The 9,763-nt window shown below is 65.7% G+C and carries 10 protein-coding genes and 1 pseudogene; all 11 read left to right on the top strand.

Going from position 1 to position 9,763, the window contains the following annotated elements; translation table 11 throughout:
* The coding region (locus NTCA1_RS27180) for a type IV secretory system conjugative DNA transfer family protein (RefSeq protein ID WP_159832393.1) at positions 1 to 783 on the top strand (783 nt) is incomplete at its 5' end.
* A gap of 9 nt (positions 784 to 792) precedes the next feature.
* Positions 793 to 1,200 (top strand): CopG family transcriptional regulator, encoded by a 408-nt coding sequence (locus NTCA1_RS27175; protein ID WP_159832392.1) that lies wholly within the window; start codon positions 793 to 795, stop codon positions 1,198 to 1,200.
* Positions 1,193 to 2,203 (top strand): P-type conjugative transfer ATPase TrbB, encoded by a 1,011-nt coding sequence (gene trbB / locus NTCA1_RS27170; RefSeq protein WP_201282614.1) that lies wholly within the window; start codon positions 1,193 to 1,195, stop codon positions 2,201 to 2,203. Before NTCA1_RS27175 ends, trbB begins: the two co-directional genes overlap by 8 nt.
* 1 nt (position 2,204) lies before the next feature.
* A complete protein-coding gene (locus NTCA1_RS27165; protein WP_159832391.1) occupies positions 2,205 to 2,534 on the top strand; it encodes a TrbC/VirB2 family protein in 330 nt (109 codons plus the stop codon).
* 56 nt (positions 2,535 to 2,590) lie between these two features.
* Positions 2,591 to 2,791 carry a VirB3 family type IV secretion system protein gene (locus NTCA1_RS27160; protein WP_236549606.1) on the top strand — a complete coding sequence of 67 codons (201 nt, stop codon included), beginning with the start codon at positions 2,591 to 2,593 and terminating at the stop codon, positions 2,789 to 2,791.
* Positions 2,785 to 5,250: a conjugal transfer protein TrbE gene (gene trbE / locus NTCA1_RS27155; RefSeq protein WP_159832389.1), complete on the top strand. Its 2,466-nt coding sequence runs from the start codon at positions 2,785 to 2,787 to the stop codon at positions 5,248 to 5,250. Before NTCA1_RS27160 ends, trbE begins: the two co-directional genes overlap by 7 nt.
* Positions 5,247 to 5,999, top strand: a complete 753-nt coding sequence (gene trbJ, locus NTCA1_RS27150) for a P-type conjugative transfer protein TrbJ (RefSeq protein ID WP_159832388.1) — start codon at positions 5,247 to 5,249, stop codon at positions 5,997 to 5,999. Before trbE ends, trbJ begins: the two co-directional genes overlap by 4 nt.
* Positions 6,000 to 6,176: 177 nt before the next feature.
* The gene (gene trbL / locus NTCA1_RS27145; protein ID WP_159832387.1) at positions 6,177 to 7,490 is read left to right on the top strand and encodes a P-type conjugative transfer protein TrbL; all 1,314 of its coding nucleotides are present in this window, start codon (positions 6,177 to 6,179) and stop codon (positions 7,488 to 7,490) included.
* Between the two features lie 3 nt (positions 7,491 to 7,493).
* Entirely contained in the window at positions 7,494 to 8,264 is a 771-nt protein-coding gene (gene trbF / locus NTCA1_RS27140) for a conjugal transfer protein TrbF (protein ID WP_159832386.1), read from the top strand.
* The gene (gene trbG / locus NTCA1_RS27135; RefSeq protein WP_159832385.1) at positions 8,261 to 9,118 is read left to right on the top strand and encodes a P-type conjugative transfer protein TrbG; all 858 of its coding nucleotides are present in this window, start codon (positions 8,261 to 8,263) and stop codon (positions 9,116 to 9,118) included. Before trbF ends, trbG begins: the two co-directional genes overlap by 4 nt.
* Positions 9,115 to 9,763 (top strand): annotated as a pseudogene (locus NTCA1_RS27130) (hypothetical protein); the annotation flags it as partial. The gene trbG and the pseudogene NTCA1_RS27130, both read left to right, overlap by 4 nt.

Raw genomic sequence — 9,763 nt, 5'->3', positions numbered from 1 at the left:
GAATTCCCCGCGCTCGGCCGCCTCGACTTTTTCGAGACCAGCCTCGCCTTCATGGCCGGCTACGGCATCCGCGCTTTCCTGATCGCGCAGAGCCTGAACCAGATCGAGAAGGCCTACGGCGAGTACAACTCGATCCTCGACAATTGTCATGTTCGGGTGGCCTTCGCGACCAACGACGAGCGCACCGCCAAACGCATTTCCGATGCGCTTGGCACCGCGACCGAACAGCGCGCGATGCGCAACTATGCCGGGCACCGGCTGGCGCCGTGGCTCGCGCACGTCATGGTCAGCCGCCAGGAAACCGCTCGCCAACTGCTGACGCCGGGCGAGGTCATGCAGCTGTCGCCGGACGAGGAACTGGTGTTGCTGTCCGGATTGGCACCGATCCGGGCCCGCAAGCTGCGCTACTACGCCGACACGAACTTCGCCGAACGACGGCTTCCCGCGCCGATCCTGACCGCCGGACAATACGCCGACCGGCCGGATGCGCGTCCCGACGACTGGGCGGACCGCGTCGGAATGGAGGACGCACGTCTCGCCGAGGTCGCGGAGGAAACCGCTACCGCAGACGAGAGCGGCCCGCAGCAACAGCGTCAGCCCGGCTCGACTGGCGGCCACAGCCTCTCGGTTGAAGAGGAGAACGCCCCGGAGATCGTGCCGGCCACCGATGACGATGACATCGCCGGCGACAAGCGGGCGATGGAGCAGGCTCAGGCGATGACGCCGGTCGCGCGCGGCTTTGCCTTCGATGACAGCGATCACACGCAGATACTTGGACTGTAAGGCCAACCCATGAAAATCAGGCAGAACCTCTATCTTGACCAGGACCTGAGCACCGCGCTCGATCGCCTAGCCGCAGGCCCTCGCGGCAACAAGAGCCGGGTGGTCAACGACGCTCTCAAGGTCTGGCTTGCCCGCAAGGGCGCCCGCGAAATCGATGATCTCCTGAAGCCGCGGCTGGACCGACTCTCGCGAGAGCTCGAGGCCACGCGCCGGGATCTCGATGTCGTTCTTGAGACCCTGGCGCTGTTTGTCCGCTACCAGCTGATGGTCACCGCGCCGCTGCCGGAGGGAGATGCGGCCGCCCGCGCTGTCGGGCGCGATAGGTTCGAGGCCTTCGTCGCCCAGGTCGGACGCCAGATCGGCAGCGGCAAGCGCACGCTTTCCTCGCTGGAAAGCGATGGCGGCAGTCATGATTGACACTCCCGATCGGATATCCGCCGACCGCTGCCGCGCCATGCTCCGGACCGCCATGGGGCCCGCGATCCGCAAGGCGCTGGAGGATCCCCGGGTTGTCGAGATCATGGTCAATCCCGACGGAGCCTTGCGGCTCGATATCCTGGGTGAGGGGAGGATGGATACCGGGATCGGCTTCGAGCCGGCCCAGGTCGAGCGCATCGTACGGCTAGTCGCCTCGCACATTCGCGCGGAGGTGCATGCGGATGCGCCGATCGTCTCGGCCGAACTGCCGCCGCATGGCAGCAGCGCGGGGGAGCGCTTCGAAGGTCTGCTGCCGCCGGTGGCGACTGCACCCTGCTTTTCGATCCGTAAACCGGCCGCAAAAATCCACGGACTGATGGACTATGTGCGCGACGGCATAATGACGCCTGGCGCGGCGGGGTTCTTGTCGCGCGCCGTGGTCGAGCGCGCCAACATCCTCGTGGTGGGTGGCACCAGCTCGGGCAAGACCACGCTCGCCAATGCGCTGCTCGCCGAGATGGCCAACCTCGATGAACGGGTGATCCTGATCGAGGATACCCGCGAGCTGCAATCGCCCGCTGCCGATACCGTAGCGCTGCGCACGAGGGCAGGGTGGGTATCGATGAGCGATCTCGTGCGCTCGACGCTTCGGTTGAGGCCCGATCGAATCATTGTCGGCGAGGTGCGCGGCGCCGAGGCGCTCGATATGCTGAAGGCCTGGAACACCGGACACCCGGGCGGGATTGCCACCGTCCATGCCAACAACGCGCGCGCCGCGCTCTACCGGATCGAGCAGCTGGTGCAGGAAGCGGTCGTCACCGTGCCCCGCCGGCTCATCGCCGAGGCCATCGACCTCGTCGTCTTCATTTCCGGACGCGGCGCCGGCCGCCGGATCGACACCGTCGCGCGTGTCATGGGCCTTGATGAGCGCGGGGAATACCGCGTCGTCGATGCCTTGCGCCCGGTGGCCACCTCCCAGCCAGTTCAACCCGAAGGAGAATGACATGCGTGTTATCAGGATTGCCGGTCGTGACCTCAGCAGTGCCGCGCTGCTTGGATTTGCCGTGGCAATGAGTTCCCCGGTCTGGGCCAGCGGCTCAGGCATGCCGTGGGAAGACCCGCTGCAAAAGGTGCTGGAATCGGTCCAGGGACCGGTCGCCAAGATTGTCGCGGTGCTGATCATCATCACCACCGGCCTTGCCCTGGCGTTCGGCGAGACGGCGGGGGGCTTCAGGAAGCTGATCCAGATCGTCTTCGGTCTTTCGATCGCTTTCGCCGCCTCCAGCTTTTTCCTGTCGTTCTTCAGCTTCGGCGGGGGAGCCCTGGTCTCGTGAGCCACCTCGAAGGCTTCGAGACACCGATCCACGCGAGCCTCGTCCAGCCCATTCTGATGGGCGGGGCTCCGCGCGGGATCGCGATCCTTAACGGGACGCTCGCCGCCGCCGTTGGCCTTGGACTTCAGCAATGGCCGGTCGGCATCGCGCTCTGGGCAATCGGCCACAGCCTCGCGGTGTTTGCCGCGCGCCGCGATCCCGATTTCGCGGGCGTTCTCCTGCGTCATCTGCGCCAGAAAGGATACCTGGCATGTTGAACCTTGCCGAATACCGCTCCCGTTTCGACCGCCTGGCCGATCACCTGCCATGGGCCGCGCTGGTCGCCCCGGGCATCGTCCTCAACAAGGATGGCAGTTTCCAGCGCAGCTTCGTGTTTCGTGGTCCCGATCTCGAGAGCGCTACCGAAGCCGAACTTGTCGGCAGTTGCGCCCGCGCCAACAACGTCCTGCGCCGCCTCGGCTCGGGCTGGGCAATCTTCTTCGAAGCGCAGCGCCGGGAAGCCATGGATTATCCCATTGGACGGTTTCCCGATGCCGCCTCGGACCTGATCGATGCCGAGCGGCGGTCCGCGTTCGAAGCGGAAGGCCAGCATTTCGAGAGCAGGTATTACGGCACGCTGATCTGGCTGCCACCGGCCGACGCCGGTGATGCTGCCGGGCGTGCCCTTGTCGAGAACACTGATGGGCAACGCGGCGCGCCGCGCGATTGGCGAACGGCGCTTGCCGGATTTACTGCCGAGACTGGCCGCGTCCTCGACCTTTTTTCCGGCTTCATGCCTGAGGTAAGGGCATTGGATAGCGCGGAGACGCTCACCTATCTCCACGACTGCATCTCGGACAATCCGGTCTCGCTCGCCGTGCCAGAGACGCCGGTCTACCTCGATGCGATCCTTGCCGATACGCCGTTCGTCGGCGGTCTCGAGCCGCGGCTGGGCCGCATGCATTTGCGCACTCTGACGGTGCTTGGCTTCCCCAATCTCAGCCGGCCGGGGCTGCTCGATGCGCTGAACGCGCAGCCGTTCGCCTACCGCTGGATGACCCGCTTCATCGCCCTCGACCGCATCGATGCCACCAAGGTGCTCACCCGGCTACGCCGGCAGTGGTTCAACAAGCGCAAGTCGATCACCGCATTGCTGCGGGAGGTCATGTACAATCAGCCGGCCCAGCTGGTCGACAGCGACGCCGACAACAAGGTTGTCGATGCCGATCTCGCCCTGCAGGCGCTGGGCGGCGATCACGTCTCCTTCGGCTATCTTACGACGACGATCACGGTGTCGGATTCCGATCGCGAGGGCGTCGAGGAAAAGGTCCGCGCCGTGGAGCGCGTGGTCAACGGCCTTGGCTTTACCTGCCTGCGCGAAAGCCTGCACGCGGTCGAAGCCTGGTTTTCCTCGCTGCCGGGACAGATCTACGCCAATGTCCGTCAGCCGCTGGTTCATTCCCTGAACCTCGCCCATCTGATGCCGCTGTCGGCGGTCTGGGCGGGACCGGCCTGCAACGATCATTTTGGCGGCGCGCCGCTGCTTTTCGCCTCAACGCAGGGATCGACACCGTTCCGGCTTTCGACCCACGTCGGCGATGTCGGGCACATGATGGTGGTGGGCCCCACCGGTGCTGGCAAATCCGTCCTGCTCTCGCTGATCGCCTGCCAATTCCGTCGCTACGAAGGCGCCCGCATCGTTATCTTCGACATGGGCCGGTCCGCGCGCGCGGCCGTGCTCGCCATGGGCGGCAGCCACAACGCGCTGGGACAGGGCATCGATGGGGAAGGGGGTCTCAGCTTTCAGCCGTTGAAGCGCATCGACGAGGCGGCCGAACGCAGCTGGGCGGCCGACTGGGTCTGTGACCTGCTGGCGCGCGAGAAGGTGACGATCACCCCGGACGTGAAGGACCAGGTCTGGTCGGCGCTGTCCAGCCTTGCCGGAGCGCCGGAGGCGGAGCGAACGCTGACGGGTCTCTCGCTGGTACTGCAGTCGAACCCGCTGCGCATGGCGCTGGCGCCTTACACGCTCGAGGGAACCTATGGCGGCCTGCTCGATGCCGCGGAGGAGCGGTTGGCGGAGGCCGATGTCCAGTGCTTCGAGACCGAAGCGCTGATGAACCGGGCAGGGCTGGTCGCGCCGGTCCTCACGTATCTGTTTCACCGGATCGAGCAGCGTTTCGACGGCCGCCCGACCCTCCTGGTGCTCGACGAGGCGTGGAGCCTGCTCGACGATCCCCTGTTTGCGGCGCGTATCCGCGAATGGCTCAAGACGCTGCGCAAGAAGAACGTGTCGGTGCTGTTCGCGACCCAGAGCCTTGCCGACATCGCGGACAGTGCGATCGCGCCGGCCATCATCGAAAGCTGCCCGCAGCGCATCCTTCTCCCCAACGACCGTGCGATCGAACCGCAATCGCGCGCCGCCTATGAGCGCTTCGGCCTCAATGCGCGGCAGATCGAGATCATCGCCCGGGCCACCCCGAAACGGGACTACTACCTGCAATCCGCGCGCGGCAATCGCCTGTTCGAGCTGGGGCTCGGCCCACTTGCCCTGGCGATCTGCGGCGCATCCGATCCGGCGAGCCAGGCGCGGATCGATGCGCTCCTCGCCGATAGCGGCACGCACGATTTCCTGCGCCGCTTCCTCGCGGGCAGCAAGGCGTCCTGGGCAGCCGACCTGGTCCCGCCGGCGCCAGAACCACCTCTTTCCCTCGGCCTGTTTGGAGAAGATCTATGAAGGTGAATGCCAAGCCGCGTGTGTCGCTGCTCGCTTGCGCGGGCCTTGGGGTTGCCATCGCTGGTGCAGCGCTGATCGGCACCGCCATCCCCTCCAAACCGGCCCGCGCTCTGGTGGTTTATGATCCCACCAACTACGCCCAGAACCTGCTGACTGCAGCGCGCACGCTGCAAGCGGTCAACAACCAGATCCGCTCGTTGCAGAACGAGGCGCAAAGCCTCATCAACGAAGCGAAGAACCTGACCACCATCCGCTTTCCCGAACTTCAGGCGCTGACCCAGACGCTGCAGAAGATTGATACGCTGATGGGGCAGGCGCAGGGCATCCGCTTCCAGGTCTCCACGCTTAATAAGCAATATCGCCAGCTCTATCCGACCAGCGGCAGCACTTCGCTCTCACTTGCTTCGCAGGTGAGCGCGGCGCGCAGTCGCATGGAGACGGCCATGGCGGCTTATGAGCATACCATGAGCATCCAGGCCCAAGTGGTCGAGAATGTCGAAGCCGATGCCGCATCGCTCTCGGCGATCGTTGATCGCAGCCAGGGCGCGGAAGGCGCGCTTCAGGCCAGTCAGGCGACCAATCAGCTCCTGGCGCTGACCGCGAAGCAGCAGTTCCAGATCCAGCAGATGCTGGCCGCGCAGTACCGGGCCGAGGCGATCGAGCGAGCGAACCGAACCCAGTCCGCCAGTGATGCGCAGGCGGCGACCAAGAAGTTCCTTGGTTCGGGCACGGCCTACACGCCGGACTGACCTGCGTTCCAGTGCTCCCGGCTCGAGCGGGGCCGCCGGGCATTTCGAAATCATCGGTTACGGCGACGGTCAAGCCTCTCCCGTCGCCGTGTCGCGGGACGCGGCTTTTCCGCTCCCCTGGGCTGCGTCCCGCGGCGAACTATTCGGAAGGCATATCCATCGCAAGGTGCCCGGCCCATGAACAACCTCAATGTCATTGACAGGTTCATGACGAGCTTCATCGCCTATATCGACAGCGGCTTCGGCCTGCTGGGCGGCGACGTGCATTTCCTGAGCGCGACGCTGATCGGTATCGACATGACGCTGGCGGCGCTGTTCTGGACGCTGGGCGGCGAGGACAACATCCTCGGGCGCTTCATCCGCAAGATCCTCTATGTCGGCGCCTTCGCCTTCATCATCGGCAACTTTGCATCCCTCGGCGACATCGTGTTCCGTTCGCTGGCCCAGGCGGGCCTTACTGCCGGGGGCGGCTCGATCACCGCTGCTGACCTCCTGAAACCCGGCCGCCTCGCCGGCACTGGCTTCACCGGCGCGTGGCCGCTGCTCGATCAGGCCTCGCAGCTCATGGGCATTACCAGCTTCTTCGACAACTTCCTGACGATCGTCGTTCTGCTCCTGGCCTGGCTTCTCGTCATCATCGCCTTCTTCGTGCTCGCGGTGCAGATGTTCGTCACGATCCTCGAGTTCAAGCTGACGAGCCTCGCCGGGTTCATTCTCGTGCCCTTCGCCCTGTGGAACCGCACGGCATTCCTGGCCGAACGCGTGCTCGGCGCCGTGGTCAGCTCTGGGATCAAGGTCATGGTGCTCGCGGTCATCGTCGGCATCGGCTCGACCTTCTTCGATGAATTCACCAGCGCCTTGCAGGGGCAGGAGCCGGATATTGGCCAGGCGCTCAGCCTTGTGCTGGCGAGCCTGGCGCTCTTCGGGCTTGGTATCTTTGGCCCGGCGATCGCCTCGGGGCTGGTATCCGGCGCGCCGCAACTGGGAGCAGGCGCGGCTCTTGGTACGGCGGCAGGCGCCGCTGGGATCGTCGCGATAGGGGCGGGCGGGGCCGTTGGCGCTGCGCGTCTGGCCGGCGGCGCTGCACTCGGCGCGATCAGGGCCGGCACCAGTATGGGAACCGCAGCATCTACCGCTTACGGGCTCGGCCAGAGCAGCGCTGGATCATCCGGCATCGGAGCAGGCCTTGGCGGCGTCGCCAAGGCGGCCGGCGGTGCCGCGCGGCAAAAAGCGAGCCAGGCTTTCGGTATCGGCGAAGCAGCACAGCGCGCGCGCGACGCCGCGACTGAGGCCTTCCACGGTGCCGCTGGCGGGACCGGTGAAGGCCCCGCCGCATCTCCGGCATCAACCCATCCGGCGCCTGGTTGGGCGCGGGACCTGCGCCGTCAGCAGGACGCGCGCCATCACCGGCAAGTCGCACTGCAGACCCTCAAGGAGGGTGATCGCGGCGGCGCCGCAGCTGTTCCCGATATCCACGAAAAGGAGGATTGAACAATGGCATTCAAGCGAGCGGTCCAGAGGTATGGGCGAACCCCCGAACCAGAGACACCCTTTCAGCGTGCGGCCCAGGTCTGGGATGATCGCATCGGTTCGGCGCGGGTACAGGCGCGTAACTGGCGACTCATGGCGTTGGGCATGCTTGGCCTTTCAGGCGGGGTGGCGTGCGCCGTCGTGTGGCAGTCGCTGCAGAGCCGGGTCGTGCCCTATGTCGTGGAGGTCGACAATCTCGGCGAACCCCGCGCGATCAATGAAGCAGAGAGCCGCTATACCCCAACCGATCCGCAGATTGCCTGGCATCTTGCGCGCTTCGTGGAAAGTGTCCGCTCGGTCTCGCTCGATCCGGTGCTGATGCGGCGCGATTGGCTGTCGGCCTACGACTTCGCGACCCGGCGGGGCGCGCAGTTCCTCGACGGCTATGCCCGCGATGCCGATCCCTTCGCCCAGATTGGTGAGCGTACGGTGTCCGTGCAGGTGACAAGCGTGGTTCGGGCGTCCGATACCTCGTTCCAGGTCAAATGGACGGAAACCGAGTACGAGCGCGGCGCCAAGGGTGACGTCGGTCACTGGACGGGCATCCTGACGTTCGTGACCCGGCCGCCGCGAAGCGCCGACGTGCTCCGCCGCAATCCGCTCGGGATCTACGTCGATGCCGTCGACTGGAGCCGGGAACTCGATGTGCCGGCGGCCAAGAGCCCGGCGCCGCAACCGGCGGCGACGGTTCCTGAGCAGCCGCTTTCCAATCCGCAACAGGAGGTTCTGCCATGATCGCCTTTCCGACGAGATCAGCGGCCATTGCTGCTGCCCTGCTGATTCCGGCCCTGCACGATACAGCGCAGGCTGCGCCGTCGCCGAACGGCAACGCCTCCGTGATCGAACGGGCCAATCACGCCGCAACGGTCGAGCCCGCGGCAGGCCGGTTCCTCAATGCCGTTCAGGTCCAGGCTTTTGCTGAAGGCGCCCTCTACCAGGTCGCGACTGCGCCGGACCGCATCACCGATATCGCGCTGCAGCCGGGCGAGGCCCTCGTCGCCGTCGCGAGCGGCGATACCGCGCGCTGGGTGATCGGCGATACCACTAGCGGGCAGGGTGAGGGCAAGCGGACCCACATCTTGGTCAAGCCGTTCACCGCCGGTCTCACCACCAACCTCGTCGTCACGACCGACCGCCGCAGCTATCATCTGACACTGTCGAGTGCGAGCGGAGCGGCGCTGTCGGCCATGTCATGGACCTACCCCGAGGATGCGCTGGTGGCGCTGAAACGGGCGAATGCTGCCGCCGAAGCAGCACGGCCTGTAGCCGCAGGCGTCACGCCGGAGGCCCTCAACTTCAATTACGAGATCTCCGGCGACCGGCCGACCTGGCGGCCACTCCGCGCCTTCGATGATGGACGGCAGACCTTCATCCAGCTGCCCGTCAGCATCGTGCTCGATGAAGCGCCTCCGCTGTTCCTCGTCGATGGTAAAGGCACGGCGGAGCTGGTGAACTACCGCCTGAGCGGCCGCTTCTATGTCGTCGACCGCATCTTCAATGCCGCCGAGCTGCGGCTTGGAACCAAGAACCAGCAGATCGTTCGCATCGACCGGGTCGTGGAAGGCACCTCAAACAGGAGGGGGAAATGAGCGGACCCGAACCTGCAGAAGGCATGGCTCAGGCCGTGCAGGCGGTTTCGCCGACCGGTCAATCTGATCGCAAGGCCGAAGGGCCCGGCGTTGATGCCCAGCAGATCTCGCGGAAACTCGATCCGGAAAGCCTGGCCTTGCGGCAAAAGCCGCCCTTGGCCAAGCGCTTCAAGCGCGAAGCGATTATCACCATTTCCGCGATCACTGCATTGGCGATTGCCGGTGCGGCCTGGTATGCGCTCAAGGGCGTAGATTTGCATCTTGCCGGGCATGCGGATGACGGTACCCAGGCGCGGAGTGGTCCGCCCGATGCCATCGCCGGATTGCCGCAGAGCTACGACGGGGTGCCGAAGTTGGGGCCGCCGCTGCCCGGCGATCTCGGCCGTCCGATCCTGCAGAGGCAGCGGGAAGGGGGCCTTCCATCGTTGGCCCTGCCCGAAGCTGCCGCGAAACCCGTTAAGGACAGCATGATCGATCACGCTGAGGAAGAGCGGCGGGCTGCGCAAACCTCGGGGCTGTTCTTCTCGTCGGCGCGAGCGGCGGCCAATGCTTCTTCTGAGAGCGTGAGGGGCGCCCCTGCATCCGCCGCCACCGTTCCGGCGCCACCGGCAAGCGCAGGCTCGAAAATGGCCATCGACTTTACCG

Origin of the sequence: Novosphingobium sp. TCA1 (genome assembly GCF_009811895.1) — a bacterium.
Lineage (GTDB): Bacteria > Pseudomonadota > Alphaproteobacteria > Sphingomonadales > Sphingomonadaceae > Novosphingobium > Novosphingobium panipatense_A.
The sequence above is the reverse complement of the archived record's forward strand: the minus strand, read 5'-3'. Positions and strand labels throughout refer to the sequence as shown.